Origin of the sequence: Paenibacillus sp. FSL R7-0179 (assembly GCF_038002265.1) — a bacterium.
Lineage (GTDB): Bacteria > Bacillota > Bacilli > Paenibacillales > Paenibacillaceae > Paenibacillus_AQ.
The window spans coordinates 755,551-773,156 of the sequence record NZ_JBBOCC010000002.1 but is presented as its reverse complement, the minus strand read 5'-3'; the positions used below and the strand labels follow the sequence as shown (position 1 = coordinate 773,156).

Here is a 17,606-nt window from a genome sequence, read left to right as displayed (position 1 = left end):
TCCTTAAAATTAGGTTGAATTAGCGGGTCACGTACTGACCCAATTCCAGCGCCAGCACGCTGAAGCCGTTCGGACGATAGACCGTTAGTGTCAGCTCCGATCCAGAAGCAGCGGGCAGCTTGAGGCTCAGGGTACAAATCTCTCCCGGCTGCATGTCTGGGATAACCTGTGCCGCTTCCTCTCCGCCCTCTGCAGATACTTTTACATAATAGCCCTGCACAGCGTAGCTGGGAATGTCCTTCCGGCATGTCAGGGTGACTTCAAGCTCCCGTTCGTTCTGCACAGGGGCATTCGTGAGCAGGAGCGGTGAAGCCATCTCACGCAAGGCTGCAAATGAAGGCTTCACCCGGTTATGCACATCCACCGAACCGTGAACCCGCTGCTTCCATCTCCCCTGCCCGTCTTCTCCCATTTGTGTGCGGTAATCATTCAGACTGAAAAAGATCAGGGCTGCAAACTGGGGATACTTGCGGTAGAGCTCTGTTTTATGCATAAGGATCTCTGTTCTTCTAGGGTCTCCGCCTTCGTAGACCGGCTCGCAAAGGCCATATTCAGCTACTACCACCGGCTTATCCGGGTAATCCGCCAGCATCTGCCGGATAACCTCATCCTCATCCAGCTCGCCGTGCCAGGTTCCGATATAGTCATTCCACATCAGCAGGTCCCCGGCTCCCGTAGCATCACTACGCGGCTTCAGGTGGACCGTGTTGCTCACATAGTTAATCAGGCGCTGTGAATCCAGCGTATGGATTGCTTGCTTCAGCTGCTCCATGTACCGGAGGGTGGTCTCCGACTGCCCGTTCAGCTCATTCCCCATCCCCCAGGCAAAGATACACGGATGATGGGAATGGCCCTGGATCATCTCCTTCGCCTGGGATAAGGCTACCGTGAACGTATGCTGATCCGGCTCCGCAGGCTGCTGCCAATGCGGGATTTCCTCCTGGACAAGAATGCCGTTGCGGTCACACCAGTCCAGCAGCTCATTGCCCTGTTGCCAGTGAAAACGGGTAATCACCGCATTTGCCTCCTTCAGCCGCTCCAGCATCGTGCTGAGATCCTGCTGCTTCTCGGCCATTCCGGCCGCCGGATTCGAACCCGGCATCCATTCGACACCCATCAGACGGACAGGCTCACGGTTCAGCCATAGCTCCTGCCCTCTGACCACAATCTCACGGAACCCGAAGTTCACGGTTACCTCGTCATGAAGCTGTCCGCCCTCCCGGATGGTGAGCTGAAGCTGGTAGAGATGCGGATGATCGAAATGCCACAGCTCCACCGGTAACCACTCCATCCCGGCAAGCTGCCAATCCGCGGATTGCGGAGGCAGGGGGCGGTGATCCTCCCAGATTTGTACTCCCTCCTTGAAGATAGCGGTCTCTATCGTCGCTGACGCAGAGGGGCCGCATAGCTGGACATCTGCCAGTAAACGGCCGGACACCTGCTGGTCTGCGGTTCCAAAGCGGACTTCCGGGAAGACGCGGATCTGCTTGACTGCCGTTTGCCCGGTCACTATAAGCTGTACGGGCCGGATGATTCCTCCATCATCGGCCCAGTCGAAGCTTAAGTTATGCGGAAGCGCCTGAGCGGACGGAGAATTATCCGCTTTTACCGTAATCCGGTTCTCCTTGCCCTGCAGTATATGCGCGGTCACCTCCAGCTCAAAAGCAGTATATCCGGAGTTGACATGCGAACCGGCCTCGCGTCCGTTAACCCAGACCACCGCATCACGGTAGACGGCTTCAAAATGCAGGCGGAACCGGCTGCCGCTCCACGCTTCAGGAATGCTGATGCTATACTCATACCACCCGGCGCCCCGGTGTTCCTCCAGACCTTCCTCCACATTCCAGGTATGCGGAACCGCAACCTCCCTTGGAGCAGGCAAGCCTGTAATCTGCCATGCCTCCCGCACCCCTATACGCGCCGTATCCGCCTGAAAGTACCAGCCTTCGTCCATGCTAATCCTGTGCCGTCCTGTTGTATGCATACTCTGTTGTCCTCCTTCTACTTATAGTGGTCCCCGGTTCAGGACATGATCGGCCATCCGTCTGTGAACTCCGGCTCCCTGATGATTAGGGTCCAGGGCCAGAGCCGAATCAAGCTCCGCAGCCGCTGCTGCATACCGGCCCAATCCGAGAAGTCCGAGGCCCCGCATATAGCGGCAATGAATGACATTGCGCCGGTTAAGGTCATCCTCAAACACCAGGAAATCCGGCAGCGATACGGCAAAGTAGTCCAGCTTAATATTGTCGAAGAGATGACGCTCGGCATAATCGATCAAAAGATTGAAGCGTCGCTTAGCCTCCTTCGGCTCCTGAAGCCTCTGCCAGGCCAGCCCCTGGTAGAAAATCATCTCCGGCGGCTGGTCATTGTAGAACACCGCACTTGCCGGCTCGGCCAGACCTTGTGAAGCCGCCCTGTAGCAGCGGACAGCCTCGTCTTCCTGCTGAAGCCCTTCGTATACCCGGCCAAGAGCATAATGGATATTATTCTCCTGCGCCCCTTCCAGCCTCCCTTCGCCCAGATTATGCGGATAGGCCAGCGCCAGCCGGAAATGCTCAAGCGCCGCTTCATACTGCCCGTTCTCCAGTGCCTGTCTGCCAAGCCCGCTGTGGGCGAACTGGTATTGCCCGGTCACCTTCCCCTCTCCGCCCTCCCAGGGATGGAAGGTGCGCGAGCTTAATGCCGTAACCGCTTCGTCATAGCGTTCAAGCTGGTTAAGCAGTGTAACATATTCGAGATACAGATCATCCCGCTGCTCCACAAGGCTGCGCTGTGCCTCAAGATCATCCAGCCGTTCCCCGGCAGACCACGCGAGCTTCTTGCGCAGCTGATCCAGCTCATACAGAATCCGTCCATCCTGCGGTGCACAGGCGAAGGCCTGTTCCAGTGTGGAGAGCGCCGCCTCAGGCTTGTTCTGCTTGTTGTAATAGGCCAGGGCCAGATTGCGGTGAACGATGGCGAAATCCCCTCTCAGTTCACGCGAACGCTCCCAGCTCGCCGCTGCTTCCTCCGGCCGCTTCTTGTCATAATAGAGATTGCCGAGATAGTAGTGGGCTTTATCATCCAGGGGATTCGCCCGGACGGCGCTTAACAGCCAGTCAAGCTCGGACAGCGTGTTCGGAAAGCAATGCAGCGGACAAGCCGCTTGCCCCTTGCGGCGGGCCTCCCGTGCCAGCTCACCTTGTCCCGTACGCTCATATAATCCGCCAAGGGCATAATGCAGCATTGGAGGGAGGGATTCCAATTCTAGTTTGGGTTCGGGTTTAGATCCGGGAGCGAAGCTACTCCGCTGGGCCGCCCTCTTCCCTACAGCAAGAGCTTCAGGGTACAGTCCGCAGTCCATATAATCCGCCATAAGATTAAGGTAGTTGTGTGCGTCACCGCGCATAAGCCGTTCTAATTCTGTCAGCGTCTCTTCTGCCGCAGCAGGGTCCTCCAGTGCTGCAAGGGCCAGAGACAGTTCGTTATATGCGCCAAAATCAGCAGGATCAAGCTGCACAGTCTCAATGGCGAATCCCCTCGCCTGTTCCGGCTGGCCAAGCCTGCGCAGCAGAGCAGACCTCAGATTCCTCGTCTTATAATTACGTGCGTTGCGGATCAGCGAACGCTCCGCCAGCTCCAGCGCCTCGGCATACCGGCCCTGCTGGCAGGCAATCTGGGCGAGCGAGAAGTACCCCGCATCCTGCCAGGCTGCCGACCATACCGCTTTGTAATAAGCGGCAAAAGCCTCATCCAGGCGGTTCTGGCCGCGCAGGGCAACCCCCAGCTGATAGTAGGCTTCGCTGTCATACGGGTTAGGATTACGAGAGGTCAGACGTTCAATGGCGCGGCGGAACAAGGGCTCACTCTGCGCATATTGCCCGCGGCGGAGCAGCAGCGTTCCATACGCTACATTCAGCCGGACATCCCCGCTGTCCCGCTTAAGCCCCTCCAGATAATAGGCCTCCGGCTCAAAGGTGGCATGCCGGTACTGCTCCAGGTGCAGGCCTGCCAGATACAGCTCCTCTGCTGAACGCAGCTCTTCCGGCGCGGGCAGCGGCTTCGCCGCCTCAGGGATGCGTTCGATCTCCGGCCGCTTCGGCTGATAGGCAACCAGCAGTCTGCCCTCGGCACTATGGACCGTCAGCCTGAGGTCATGCTCCTGCTCTCCATGGTGCAGTATGACCGTATGCTCTATAGCCTCTGCCGGGGACAGATCTGCGGTCTCCCGCAGATACTCGCCTGCGGCTCCGCTTAAGCGTATAACTGCCTGTGCAAGCTGTGTGGTCACGTATACCTTCACCACAGCCTTAGCCAATGCCGCATCAACCTCCAGATTGACCGCAGCGTCTACCGAGGCATTTTTCACCAGACCGATGCCTTTATAAGGCATGAAGTACTGGGTGAAGCTCTTCTCCTCATACGGCTGCAGCCAGGTGAAATCAGGTTGATTATCGGTGTACACGCCCGTCATGAGTTCAATATAAGGTCCGTCTTCATCGGTCAGCTGGCGGTCCCAGGCCTGCCCGAACTCCCCGTTCCCCCAGGTCCATTGCTTCTTTCCCGGTGAGATATGATGATTAGCCACATGGAGCAGCCCCGCCTGGACACCGTGATCATATCCGCCGACGAAATTATAATCCGACTTATAGGCCATATAGGAGGTTGGAACCGGAATATTCTTGTAGCGGGAGATGTCCACTCCTTCCGAATAATCCTGTTTGTAGTAGGTACCGGTCGCAATAGGGAAGCGTGATACATCCCTTTTTCCATGATCGAAGACGGCTGTAACATCAGGCGGAAAAACAGACTGCGTCTGATCATTAACCGCAACCGCCGGATTGGCCCACCAGAGGAAGGTCTGCGCCTGCGGCGTCCGGTTATAGCACTGGGCATTGACCTCCAGATAGGCTCTCCCGGGATAAAGTCTGAATGCAGCCGTAACCTTCGTCCCGTGCATCCGGTCAATCTCGCTCACCCATACGGCAGCGCTTCCATCCGCAGCAGCCTCAAGCTTGTATTCAACGGGCCCGAACGTATTCGGGCGGTGATGCTGCGGCCAGTTGAACTCAATGCCCCCGGAGATCCAGGGACCCGCAAGACCGACCAGCGCAGGCTTGATTACGCGGTTATAGTAGACAAAATCATAGTTATTCGTCTTGTCGAGCGCCCGGTAGATCCGCCCTCCAAGCTCCGGCATGATCTCTATGTGCAGATATTCATTCTCCAGAATAATCAGCTTGTATGCCCTATCCTGCTTCACATCCGAGATGCGCTCAATTACGGGATGCGGGTATACACGCCCGGAGCTTCCCTGATAGACTCTTTTCTCCAGAAACATAGGATTCGGATCGGCGGCGCCCGCCTCATAGGTCGGTATGACCACACTTGTCTCCCGTACCTGCACCCGGTCCGCTCTATCCGCATTGTCCGTGTTGTCCGTGTTGTCCGTGTTGTCCCCGTTGTCAGCGTAATCTGTGTTGCCCCCCGCTGCCTCCGGCATCTTACCGCTACCTGCATGCTTCATGCCTTCACTGCCTCCCTTGACTTGATAGTTCTACTCTAGCCTCTGGCCGCGAAGGTTCCAATTGACGAAATGCGGGAAGTGATGGATTATATTCTTATTCTGTGCAAGCTTAGATTCCGGGCGTCACTGCAGTGAATATACACTTTCTCGGCCGCTGGTTGGGGTGGGGGATCAGCCGCTCTTTGCGATCGGATTGCTCTTTTCCTAAATCCTGCACATAATGCAACATTCCGCCCCTGAATTCAGCCATAAACCGGAAATGTTGCACAAAAAGCAACATCTGTCCTCCTTCCGGCGGCCAAACGGGGAAATTCCTGCATTTTGTGCAACAATCCGCTCTGCCCCCCTTATCCGAGAGTCAAAATTGCAAAATGTGCAACATTTTCATCATCTCAGCATTGCAACATTCTCAGCATCCCAGCACCCAAGCATTTCGCATTCCCTATATTCAGCCTCTACAGCTCCCAAAAAACTCACTTACATTTCTTTTGGAAGCGGCTATCCCGTTCTAATCCTTCGGATGAATACGCTGGTACCTGCCGGAAGAGATTGGAAAGTTACTTGTTGGACCAGAATGTCTAACGTTTGGTTTATATACGATCTGTCAGGAGGGGAAGCGGCATGAATGATGACCATATCCGCAAGCCGGAAGGGTTTATCGAGGAGAAGCTGTATGTGCTGCCGGAATATTGGATGAAGGAATTGGAGCAGGAGGAGCTGACCGCGTCCTTGTTCATTACAGACATTGGTTACTTTCCAAATGCACGTTATCATTTCAGAGAACGCCTGGAAGGCAGCCCGTCGCATATCTTGATCTTGTGTGAAGCGGGGGAGGGCTGGCTGGAGCTGAACCACGGGGAGCAGATGCACATGCAGCCTGGGGATATGGTCATTATTCCTCCAGGCACCCCGCACCGGTACGGGGCTATGCAGGAGAAGCCATGGAGCATTTACTGGTTCCATTTCAAAGGAAGCCATGCCGACCGGCTGGTGAAGCTGTTCGGATTGTCCGGTGCCCCCCTCGCCCTAGCCCCAAGCGGCAAAGCCCGGCTCATCGACTGGTTTGTCCCTGCCTACGAGCTGCTGGCTGAGCGGACCTACGCTCTGGCTACCCATGTGCATATCGCCCAGACAGTTAGGCAGCTGCTCTCCGGGATAGGCCTGAGTACCGGGAAATCAGCTCAGGAGAAGAAGCGGGAGACGTATCTGGAACAGGCGATCCAGTATATGGACGGACGGCTGGGCAGCACCCTCACCCTGCCTGAACTGGCTAAGCATGCCGGCCTATCGAAGCAGCACCTAATCTATATTTTCAACGCCGGGACCGGGGTCTCCCCGATCGAGTATTTCCTGCGGCTCAAAATCCAGCGCGCTGGCCAGTTGCTCGATCTTACCGAACTCAGCATCAAGGAGGTCGGCTCTGCCGTAGGGATCAACGACCCTTATTACTTCTCCCGGCTGTTCAAGCGAATCTCCGGCTTCTCTCCCTCCAGCTACCGCCGGATTCCGAAGGGCTGAGGCCGTGCGGGATGCACAACTGAGGTCCACATCCTGTAAGCACTACTATAGAAGCCTTTGTCACTTCCGGAAAAGAGTGAATCCGCTCCGCCCCCGCTTCCGCCGCCTCCAGAACCGGTAGCCCCTGCGGACCGTCTCCAAAATCAGACGGGGAACCGGAAATACCCGGCGGGAAGCCACCGGCTGGTACAACCGGTAATACAGCCGCTTGTAATCCTCCCACATGCTGCAATCGTCATCCTTCAGGAAGTCCGATACATCTACAATCAGTCCCCGGCCGTCCCGGAGCATCACATTCTTGGCGTGGATATCATGCGGGCGCAGCCCCCTGGACCTCGCATACTGAAGCGCGTTGTCAATGTCTTCAATAGCCTGTCCGGTAATGAGTATGCCGCGTTTCATGGCATCGTAGAAGGTAACTCCGCCCAGCCTTTTGAGGACCAGGAAATCGGCTCCGGCATAATAGCATTCCGAGAAGGCCGGATGCTGCCCAAGGCAGCGGTACACCTCTGCTTCTTCCTCCATGCCTGGCCTGCCCGGCGCGTAGATCTTCACTGCGTATGCTTCCGCCTCCTGACGGCAGAAGACAGCCGCATAATTTCCGGTTCCGAGTACCCTCCAGAGCTTCGGTACACGACTGACCTTCACCGGCTCCAGCGGATTCACGCTCTCTATTTTAACCTGACCCAGCAGCTCGCCCGTGATCTGCTCCAGCAGCTTGTCCATCCTTCTCACCCCGCAGCTTAAGTTCAGTAATGACTCTTTCCACCCAGTGTACGCTATTCCCGGGCGATCAGCCAATCTTGCCGGTAAGCATGGCGAAGAACCGGACAACAGCCCTCCGGTTCTTCGTATACCGCCCCTTAGAGCTATGCCAAATGAACGACCTCATGCTCCTCCGCACTCCGGTAGGTCCCGAATACAAGCTCCAGCGTCTTCAGATTATCTTCGCCGCTCGTCTGGAATTCCTCACCCGTGTTCAGGCATTCAATGAAATGCGACTGCAGGCTGTAATGACTCTCTTCAAAATCAAGGCCGTTCTTCTCCGACACGACCGTCTCGGCTCCGCTGTTATCGATCAGGCTGAGGGTGCCGCTGCTGTACAGCTTAATCGTTGCCTGATCGCCTTCAATAATCAGCTGTTCCTTATGATCCGGCAGCACAGGCAGCGTGAGCCTGCCCGGCAGATTCTGCCGGGTGGCCCAGCTCATATCCATCAGGCCCATATAATCCTCATAGCCGAGGGTAATCAGCCCGGCGTCCTCCCCGGCAATATACGGGCTGACCTTCCGGGTCTCCGCATACAGCCGCTTCGGCTCCCCGAACAGGAAGCGCCACGTATCATACCAGTGAACCCCCATCTCATAGAACAGCAGCCTCGGCATCTCCCGGAAGAACGGCTGCGGAAGCTCATTCTCCAGGGCAAAACGCGGTGAATAATAATCCGTATGAATATAGCGGATCGTCTGGAGCTGTCCTGCCTCGCCCTCATCCAGCAGCTTGCGGATCGCCTGAATCGGCTGCAGCCAGCGCCAGTTCTCTGTGACCATCAGCCGGACGCCCGCAGCACGGGCCGTTTCCACCATCCCGCGTGCTTCCTCCATAGAACGGGCAAACGGCTTTTGGCACAGGATATGCTTCCCGGCCCATGCAGCTAGTCTGACCAGCTCAGGATGGGTATCCGGTGCGGTAATAATATCTACGATATCGATGTCAGTAGAAGATAGCATCTCCTCCAGCGTAGAGTACAGCATGTCCCGGGGAATCCCGTATGCCTCGGCCTTACTGTGCAGCTTGTCCGAATCCAGGTCGCACAGGCCTTGAATCTGAACGCCGGGGATACGCTGCCATGCCTGCAAATGCTTGTCTGACCAATACCCGGCCCCCACTATACCAATCTTCCACATCCTATTTAGCCTCCAAGTCATGCTCATCGTGCAGGCGCGTCATTCTCACCGCCATATATGTCCGTCCCGGCAGATCGACCCTGAAGGTTCCCTGATAGCTGCCCGCAAGCACCTCCACCGTCATGTTCCAGGTATCCAGCAGCTCCACCTTGTAGCGGATCTCCGGGTTCATCGTGAACTGGCGGAAGCCCGGCCGGTTGAACCCGAAATAATACAGATAATATTCGTCCTCCACCCCGGCTCTGGGCAGATCCCAATCTGAAGGCAAGGGGTTCAGCCCCTCTGAAGGCCCTTCCTCCAGCACACGCCGCAGAAAAGCAATCCGCTCAGGACTCGTGCCATACAGCCGGCCGCCCTTGGCCCACCAGAGCTTATCCTCCGGGTGCAGGTAGGTTTCCCCATGCCCGACATATCCACCACGGACCGCTCCTTCCCAGAAGCGCCGGACCATCTCTTCCCCGGTAATATTTCCCCAGCCATGCTCGATATTGCCCTCGTAGACACATTCATCGATCACGACAGGCTTATTCCAGCGCTGTCTCCATTCGTCTGTATTCTCGGAGGTCTTGTACACATCCACACGCTGAATACTGCAATGCGTAACCCAGGGCTGGTTAAAATCATAGAAGGCAATCCCGTTGTGGTTAGAGATCAGGTGCCCGTAAGGATCATACGACGTTACAATATGCGCGTACCTCTCCCAGTCGGCCAGCAGCTTATTGCTCATGAAATCATATTCATTGGCCAGCGACCACCAGATATGGCGGTAAGCCGAGAGTCTGGCTACAAGGTACCGGAGATAGCGGTCATCCGCCTCTTTGCCCATATCTGCGAAGCCCCAGCGGTCATACGGGTGGAACAGAATCAGGTCGGCCTCAACGCCCAGCTCCCCAAGGTCTGCAATCCGCTCCTCCAGATGCCGGAAGAACGCCGGGTTGAACCGGCTGTAATCCCACCCTGCCTGGACCGAGCCTGCGAAGGGATAATATTCGGGTTCATTCTCGTTATAGGAGTAGGATTTGGGGAATACGCACATTCTGATTTTGTTAAAAGCGGACGCTTTCAGCGTATCCAGTGTCTGGCGCTCCATCTCCTCGCCCTGATGCGTCCACGCATAGCAGGTAGTACCAATAGGCAGATAGCGCGTTCCGTCCTCATAGGCAAAATGAAAGGTATTCTTCACCCGGACCGGGCCGTGATTCCCCCCTGCCGCAGCCGTGCATTCCAGTTCTCCCTCAACTCCATGCAGAGCAGGCGCATTACTGCTGGTCCGGAACGTCCACTTCCCCTGATGCTCCGGCATGAAGCGGATGCGGTACACCCCGTCCCCGTCATAGAAGCCCAGAACCAGAACCGAACGGTCTCCTTTCGAAAATTCCGCCTGCAGCGCTACCTCCGTAAACGGATTGCCCCCTGCAGGGCCTCCTTGCAGTACAATTTCACACCCCCCCCACTGTGAGGTCTGGTCCGGCACCGATACGGAAATCCTCCCCTGGAATACTTCAGCCTGCCCTGCTTCCTTCGGATTAGCCATAAGTCCTGCTCCCTTCTGTATGAATCCTCAGCTATACAATTAGCAACATCGAACTAAACAATAACTAAACAAAATCAGATCATTTAACTCTAAATCTATTATAAGGCAATCCTACATCACCTTATAATTATCGTCAATAACATTGTCTTAAACTAAACATTACTAAACAATAAGACTCAAAACCTGCTTCATTGCTAAAATTAGCACCTTCCCTTACACTAAACATACTTAAGCTAAGATGTGAAATGGAGGTCTTGTCATTGAATATGGAAGAGCTTGCCCGGCTGGCCGGGGTCTCCAAAGGGGCTGTCTCGCTGGCGCTGAACGGGAAGCCGGGGGTCGGTCCGGAGACACGCGGGCGAATTCTGCGCCTGGCGGAGACCTATGGATATACCGGCAGGGGAAGAGCGGCCGCCGCTGAAGCGAACCCCACCACCCTGCGGTTCCTGGTGTTCACCAATGCCGGACTCGTTCATGAAGAGTATTATCAGCAGCCCTTCTTCCGGGAGCTGATTCATCATATCGAGGAACGCTGCCGGATGGGGGGCTACAGTCTGATGTTCTCCGCGATTGAAGAGAAGCACTATGAGCAGGGCATTCAATCGGTGATGGAGGAGCCCACCAGCGGCGTGATTCTGCTCGGGACCAGCCTGGATGCGGCCAGAATAGCCGATATCGCGGACAAGCTGCCCGGCCTGATTGTGCTGGATACCTGCTTCGATGCGCTGCCTGTGCATTTTGTCGAGATCAATAATTATATGGGGGCTTATCAGGCGGGCACCTATCTGGCCGGCCACGGACACCGGAGGATCGGCTATATTGCATCCGAGGAGCGGATTCATAACTTCGGGGAACGGCAGCGCGGGTTCATGGATGCCATGGCGGAGACGCAGGTGGAGATTCCCCGGAGCAGTATGCTGGCGGTGCCGCCGACCTTATTTTCCTCCCAGGGGCCGCTGCGGGACAAGCTGCAGCAACTGAAGGACAGCGGCCAGCCTTTTCCCACCGCTTTCTTCTGTGAATGTGACTATATCGCCATCAGCGCGATCAAGGCACTCGGCGAACTGGGCTTCTCCGTCCCGGAGGATGTATCCGTCATCGGCTTCGATAACATCAATGAATCACAGATTGTAACCCCTGAGCTGACCACGGTTCATGTGGAGAAAGAACGGATGGCCGCGTGGGCAGTAGATCTGTTCACCGCTTCTCTTCACCGGCAGCCCGCAGTCAGCACCAAGGTCAAAGTCGACACCCTTTTTATCGAGAGAGCTTCCTGCCGGCGGCTCGAACCCTCTGCGGATTAATTAAGCTACATTCACAGCGTATTTGCAAAAAAACAGGAGCCCGCCCTAACCGCCTGATCGCGGCTAAGGGGTTGGCTCCTGTTTCTGTCTGCATCATCCGTCCTATTCGTCCTGCTCTATTTGTCCAGCCAAGCACGCATCATCGATAACAGCTGTCCGCTGTTCACCGGCTTGGTAATATAATCGGAGCAGCCTGCTTCCAGGCACAGCTCCCGGTCCCCCTTCATCGCCTTGGCTGTAAGCGCAAGTATCGGGAGGTCCCTCCATTCCGGCTTCTCCCGGATCGCCCGGGTTGTCTCGTAGCCGTCCATTCCCGGCATCATAATGTCCATCAGGACAATGCCGATATCCGGCGTCTGCTCCAGCAGCGTGATCGCATCCAAGCCATTCTCCGCAGGGATCACCTTCATCTGATGGCGCTCCAGAATGGAGGTGAGCGCAAAGATGTTACGGATATCATCATCCACTACAAGCACCTTTTTATACTCGATCATCTCATCCGATTGATACAGCTTCACGAGCTTGTCTCTGGAGAGCGGGGGCAGATTCTCTGCCTTGCGGTGCAGGGCGAGGGTGGATTCATCAATCAGCTGGGCATCCGACTTCACCTCTTTGAGCACCGCCATCTTCGCCAGCTCATCCCATTCGGTCTCTTCCTCCGGCGTCAGCTTCCGGTTCATCTGCACCAGCACGGGGATTTTTTTGTTCCTGGCGTTCTTGTACAACTCCCGGAGGAAACGAATCAGATTCATGTCCGCCAGGCTGCTGTCCAGCACGATCGCATCGAACGTCTTGCTGTTCAACTGGTTCAAGGCTTTGCGCCCGGTCTCTACGGCCGTGAGCGTAAGATCCGGGTTGTCCAGCAGCTCGCCTATATGCTTGCGCTCCTGTTCATCCTGGACGGCGACCAGCAGATTGGCCGTGGTATGATCCGCGAACTGATTCAGCCGGTCCAGCGCACTCTCCAGCTCCTCATTCGTCACGGGCTTGCGGAAGTAATCGTAAGCCCCCTTCTGCAGCAGCTGCACCTCGTCTTCATCCACGGTCATTACGCAGACCGGAATATGCCGTACCCCGATATCATGCTTGAGCTGCTGAAGCACCAGCCAGCCGTCCGTATCTCCGCCAAGATGCAGATCCAGCGTGATGGCCGACGGCTGGTATTTCTGAACCAGCTCCAGGACATCCCAGCCGCTGGTGGCGATAACCGCTTTGATTCCTTTTTTATGGAGCATCCCCACAATGATCTCGTTGAACTTCTGGTCATCCTCAACGATCAGGAACACCCGGTCCCCCGGTTCAATCCTATCGCGGTCATCCGCGAAGGGCTCCTCTTCCGGCTTGACAAGGCTGCTTCTGCGTTTGGCCGGAGTGATATCAATGACCTCAGGAACATGAGCCTTCGGCGGCTCCGGTTCTGTGAATTCCGCTTCCGTCGGCAGGTACAGGTTGAATACACTCCCCTTGCCTACTTCGCTATACAAGCTAATCTCTCCGCCGAGCATCTCGGCAATCTCGCGGGAGATGGCAAGCCCGAGACCCGTTCCGCCGTATTCCCTGTTCGTACTGCCGTCCGCCTGCTGGAACGCTTCGAAAATAATCTGCTGCTTCTCCGCCGGAATGCCGATCCCCGTATCACTTACCGAGAAGCAGATTACGGTTGTCGCCCGTTCAAGCGATTCATTATCCGGATGCCACCCCTCCGCCGCTTTGCGGACTTGCAGCATAATCTGTCCTTGCTCGGTGAACTTGAAAGCGTTCGACAGCAGGTTCTTCAGGATTTGCAGCAGACGCTTGGAATCCGTAGCGATGCTGGCCGGTACACCGGGATCAATCTTGATCCGGTAGTCGAGCTTCTTGGCATCCACCATATGGCGGAAGGTACGGTCCAACCCGTCCGTCAGCTCCGTAAGCGAGACTTCGCTGAAATCCGGCGTGATCGTGCCGGATTCGATTTTGGACAGATCGAGGATATCATTAATCAGGTTCAGCAGCTCAAGCCCCGAGTCCTGAATCGTCTTCGCGAACTTCACCTGCAGCTCATGCAGATTCTCATCCGGATTCTCGGCCAGCTGTTCTGCCAGGAGCAGCAAGGAATTCAGCGGCGTGCGCAGCTCATGGGACATGTTGGCCAGGAATTCGGATTTGTACTTGGAGGTAAGGGCAAGCTGCTCCGCCTTCTCCTCCAGGTAACGCTTGGCCACCTCTACCTCATGGTTCTTGCTCTCTACCTCTGCCTTCTGCAGCACCAGCAGCTTCGCCTTATCCTCCAGCTCGTCATTCGTGCTCCGCAGCTCCAATTGCTGCTTCTGCAGCTCTTCGGTGAGCGACTGGGACTGAATCAGCAGCTCCTCCGTACGCTGGTTAGCCTGCATCGTGTTGATCACACTGCCGATAGATTCCGTAAGCTGATCCAGGAAGGCGATGTCGATATCGCTGTAAGGCCGGAAGCTCGCCAGCTCCAGAATCGCCAGTACCTGATCCTCGAAGATGATCGGCAGCAGAATGATATTGAGCGGCGTCGCTTCGCCCAGTGCGGACGAGATCATCACATAATCGCCCGGAACATTGGTCAGCAGAATCCGTTGCTTCTCAATCAGGCACTGGCCGACCAGCCCTTGCCCCGCACGGAATTCATTCGCCAGATGCTTGCGGTTCTGATAAGCATAGCTGGCGAACAGCTTCAGAACAGCTTCCCCGCCGGAGGGCTCATTAATGTAGAAGACGCCATGCTGCATCGATACCAGCGGAGCCAGCTCGGATAGAATCATCCGGCTGACTGCATACAGATCGCGCTGCCCCTGAAGCATCCGCGAGAACTTGGCCAGATTGGTCTTCAGCCAGTCCTGCTCGGTGTTGATCCGGGTCGTCTCCTTCAGATTACGGATCATCTCGTTGATGTTATCCTTGAGCGTAGCAACCTCCCCGGAGGCGGATACATCAATTGCCCGTGACAGATCGCCGTTAGTCACTGCTGTAGCCACATTGGTGATGGCCCGCACCTGTGTGGTCAGCGTACTCGCCATGTAATTGACGTTGTCGGTCAGATCACGCCAGGTACCCGCAGCTCCCGGCACGCTGGCCTGTCCGCCCAGCTTCCCTTCGGCTCCAACCTCGCGTGCCACGGTAGTTACCTGATCCGCGAAGGTAGCCAGCGTCTCGATCATGTTATTGATCGTATCCGTCAGCTCGGCAATCTCGCCCTTGGCCTCAACCGTCAGCTTCTGCTTCAGGTTACCGTTCGCCACCGCCGTCACGACCTTGGCAATGCCGCGCACCTGATCGGTCAGATTGGTCGCCATGATATTCACGTTGTCGGTCAGATCCTTCCAGATCCCCCCGACACCGCGTACCTGGGCTTGTCCGCCCAGCTTGCCGTCCGTGCCGACCTCACTCGCTACACGCGTTACCTCGGAGGCGAACGAATTCAGCTGATCCACCATCGTATTGATCGTGTTCTTCAGCTCAAGCAATTCGCCTTTGACATCTACCGTAATCTTCTTGGACAGATCGCCGTTCGCTACCGCCGTGGTTACACCGGCAATGTTGCGCATCTGAATCGTCAGGTTGCTCGCCATGAAGTTGACGGTATCGGTCAGATCCTTCCAGGTGCCGGAGACATCCTTCACCTCGGCCTGCGCACCCAGCTTACCATCCGTGCCCACCTCACGCGCTACACGCGTCACCTCGGAGGCGAAGATGGAGAGCTGATCCACCATCGTGTTAATCGTATTTTTCAGCTCCAGAATCTCGCCCTTGACGTCTACGGTGATCTTCTTGGACAGATCGCCCTTGGCTACCGCTGTGGTCACATCTGCAATATTGCGCACCTGGTCCGTCAGATTGCGGGCCATGTTATTTACGCCTTCGGTCAAGTCCTTCCAGGTGCCGCCTACACCCTTCACCTGCGCCTGACCGCCGAGCTTGCCGTCTGTCCCCACCTCGCGCGCTACACGCGTCACCTCGGATGAGAACATGGAGAGCTGGTCCACCATCGTATTGATCGTGTTCTTCAGCTCCAGAATTTCTCCTTGCACATCCGCAGTGATTTTTTTGGACAGATCGCCGTTCGCCACCGCTGTCGTTACCACCGCAATGTTGCGCACCTGATTCGTCAGGTTGGACGCCATGTAATTCACACTTTCGGTCAAATCGCGCCAGGTTCCGGCTACGCCCTTCACCTGCGCCTGTCCGCCCAGCATCCCTTCAGTGCCGACCTCGCGCGCCACGCGCGTCACCTCGGAAGCGAAGATCGACAGCTGCTCCACCATGGTGTTAATGGTGTTCTTCAGCTCCAGGATCTCGCCGGTCGCATTCACCGTAATCTGCTTGGACAGATCCCCCTTCGCCACGGCAGTCGTCACTTCAGCGATATTTCGCACCTGATCCGTCAGCGTACCCGCCATGAAATTCACGCTGTCGGTCAGATCCTTCCAGGTCCCGGAGACCCCCTTCACATCGGCCTGCCCGCCGAGAATCCCTTCCGTAGATACCTCGCGCGCCACGCGCGTGACCTCGGAGGCGAAGTTACTGAGCTGGTCCACCATGATGTTAATGGTGCTTTTCAGCTCCAGAATCTCGCCCTTCGCATCGACAGTAATCGTCTTTGACAAGTCGCCCTTGGCTACCGCCGTGGTCACTTCTGCAATATTGCGCACCTGATTCGTTAAGTTGGACGCCATATAGTTGACGCTCTCGGTCAAATCCCGCCAGGTGCCGGACACGCCCTTGACGTCAGCCTGCCCGCCGAGAATCCCTTCCGTACCGACCTCACGCGCCATCCGGGTCACCTCGGAAGCAAAGGTCGATAGCTGATCCACCATCGTATTGATCGTGTTCTTCAGCTCCAGAATTTCACCCTGCACATCGGCCGTAATCTTCTTCGACAGATCGCCGTTGGCAACCGCCGTGGTCACCACCGCGATATTCCGCACCTGATTCGTCAGGTTGGACGCCATATAGTTGACGCTCTCGGTCAAATCCCGCCAGGTGCCGGAGACATCCTTCACATCGGCCTGTCCGCCAAGCTTGCCTTCGGTCCCGACCTCACGCGCCACCCGGGTCACCTCAGAGGCGAACATAGAGAGCTGATCCACCATCGTGTTGATTGTATTCTTCAGCTCCATAATCTCGCCGCGCGCATTGACCGTAATCTGCTTCGACAGATCGCCGTTCGCCACGGCTGTGGTCACCGCCGCGATATTGCGTACCTGATCCGTAAGATTCGTCGCCATATAATTGACGCTGTCGGTCAGATCCTTCCAAGTACCGGAGACCCCCTTCACATCAGCCTGTCCGCCCAAAATCCCTTCGGTACCCACCTCACGCGCCACGCGTGTAACCTCGGAGGCGAACGTGCTCAGCTGGTTCACCATCCTGTTGATATTGCTTGCCGTCCGCTGGAACTCGCCCGTGAGCGGCCGTCCTTCAATCGCCAGCTCCACCTGCTGGGACAGATCGCCCTTGGCCACGGCGTTAATTACCCGGACCATCTCGCTGGTCGGCTGAATCAGGTCAATCACCAGGCCGTTCAAGGAATCGGTCACCGTCTCCCAGGACCCGCCCAGATTCTTCTGCACGAACCGTCTGGACAGGTTCCCTTCCTTGCCGACCACTCTGGCCACCGTCTGAACCTCGTTCACCAGACTCTCTTGAATATCCATAATCTCGTTGAACGTATCCGCTACCTTACCGGCGAGCCCCGTCCGGTCATAAGGCATCCGGTGGGAGAAATTGCCCTTCTTCATCGCCATCAAGGCGCTCAGCAGTTCGCCGGCGTCTATTCCATCGCCCTGGTTTTCTTTGTTTTGGTTGTCATCGCTCATAGTATCAACCCT

General features: G+C 56.3%; 8 protein-coding genes. 2 read left to right on the top strand and 6 right to left on the bottom strand.

Annotation, left to right across the window (positions count from 1 at the left end; translation table 11 throughout):
• Positions 1-19: 19 nt before the first annotated feature.
• Entirely contained in the window at positions 20-1,984 is a 1,965-nt protein-coding gene (locus MKX63_RS20040; RefSeq protein WP_341019532.1) for a glycoside hydrolase family 2 protein, read from the bottom strand.
• A gap of 21 nt (positions 1,985-2,005) precedes the next feature.
• Positions 2,006-5,506, bottom strand: coding sequence for a DUF5107 domain-containing protein (locus MKX63_RS20035; protein WP_341019531.1), 3,501 nt, complete (start codon positions 5,504-5,506; stop codon positions 2,006-2,008).
• A 621-nt stretch (positions 5,507-6,127) separates the two neighbouring features.
• Between MKX63_RS20035 and MKX63_RS20030 the strand changes: the two genes are divergently transcribed.
• Entirely contained in the window at positions 6,128-7,024 is an 897-nt protein-coding gene (locus tag MKX63_RS20030; protein ID WP_341019529.1) for an AraC family transcriptional regulator, read from the top strand.
• Positions 7,025-7,084: 60 nt separating this feature from the next.
• On the opposite strand, the gene MKX63_RS20025 is transcribed toward MKX63_RS20030, so the two are convergent.
• The 3 genes from MKX63_RS20025 to MKX63_RS20015 all read right to left on the bottom strand — a co-directional run bounded on the left by MKX63_RS20025 (position 7,085) and on the right by MKX63_RS20015 (position 10,465).
• A complete protein-coding gene (locus MKX63_RS20025; protein WP_341019527.1) occupies positions 7,085-7,750 on the bottom strand; it encodes a serine/threonine protein kinase in 666 nt (221 codons plus the stop codon).
• A 143-nt stretch (positions 7,751-7,893) separates the two neighbouring features.
• Positions 7,894-8,931, bottom strand: coding sequence for a Gfo/Idh/MocA family protein (locus MKX63_RS20020; RefSeq protein WP_341019525.1), 1,038 nt, complete (start codon positions 8,929-8,931; stop codon positions 7,894-7,896).
• A 1-nt stretch (position 8,932) separates the two neighbouring features.
• Positions 8,933-10,465: a DUF5605 domain-containing protein gene (locus MKX63_RS20015; protein ID WP_341019523.1), complete on the bottom strand. Its 1,533-nt coding sequence runs from the start codon at positions 10,463-10,465 to the stop codon at positions 8,933-8,935.
• A gap of 266 nt (positions 10,466-10,731) precedes the next feature.
• Between MKX63_RS20015 and MKX63_RS20010 the strand changes: the two genes are divergently transcribed.
• Positions 10,732-11,769, top strand: a complete 1,038-nt coding sequence (locus tag MKX63_RS20010; RefSeq protein ID WP_445323558.1) for a LacI family DNA-binding transcriptional regulator — start codon at positions 10,732-10,734, stop codon at positions 11,767-11,769.
• A 116-nt stretch (positions 11,770-11,885) separates the two neighbouring features.
• Here MKX63_RS20010 and MKX63_RS20005 read toward each other — a convergent pair whose 3' ends face one another.
• Complete coding sequence (locus MKX63_RS20005; protein WP_341019520.1) at positions 11,886-17,594, bottom strand: HAMP domain-containing protein; 5,709 nt, start codon at positions 17,592-17,594, stop codon at positions 11,886-11,888.
• Between the last annotated feature and the right edge of the window lie 12 nt (positions 17,595-17,606).

Bases quoted from the DNA above. Each gene is read 5' to 3' on its own strand.
- MKX63_RS20020 (WP_341019525.1), bottom strand. From the start codon at position 8,931: ATGTGGAAGATTGGTATAGTGGGGGCCGGGTATTGGTCAGACAAGCAT.
- MKX63_RS20040 (WP_341019532.1), bottom strand. From the start codon at position 1,984: ATGCATACAACAGGACGGCACAGGATTAGCATGGACGAAGGCTGGTAC.
- MKX63_RS20025 (WP_341019527.1), bottom strand. From the start codon at position 7,750: ATGGACAAGCTGCTGGAGCAGATCACGGGCGAGCTGCTGGGTCAGGTT.
- MKX63_RS20010 (WP_445323558.1), top strand. From the start codon at position 10,732: ATGGAAGAGCTTGCCCGGCTGGCCGGGGTCTCCAAAGGGGCTGTCTCG.
- MKX63_RS20005 (WP_341019520.1), bottom strand. From the start codon at position 17,594: ATGAGCGATGACAACCAAAACAAAGAAAACCAGGGCGATGGAATAGAC.
- MKX63_RS20030 (WP_341019529.1), top strand. From the start codon at position 6,128: ATGAATGATGACCATATCCGCAAGCCGGAAGGGTTTATCGAGGAGAAG.
- MKX63_RS20035 (WP_341019531.1), bottom strand. From the start codon at position 5,506: ATGAAGCATGCAGGTAGCGGTAAGATGCCGGAGGCAGCGGGGGGCAAC.
- MKX63_RS20015 (WP_341019523.1), bottom strand. From the start codon at position 10,465: ATGGCTAATCCGAAGGAAGCAGGGCAGGCTGAAGTATTCCAGGGGAGG.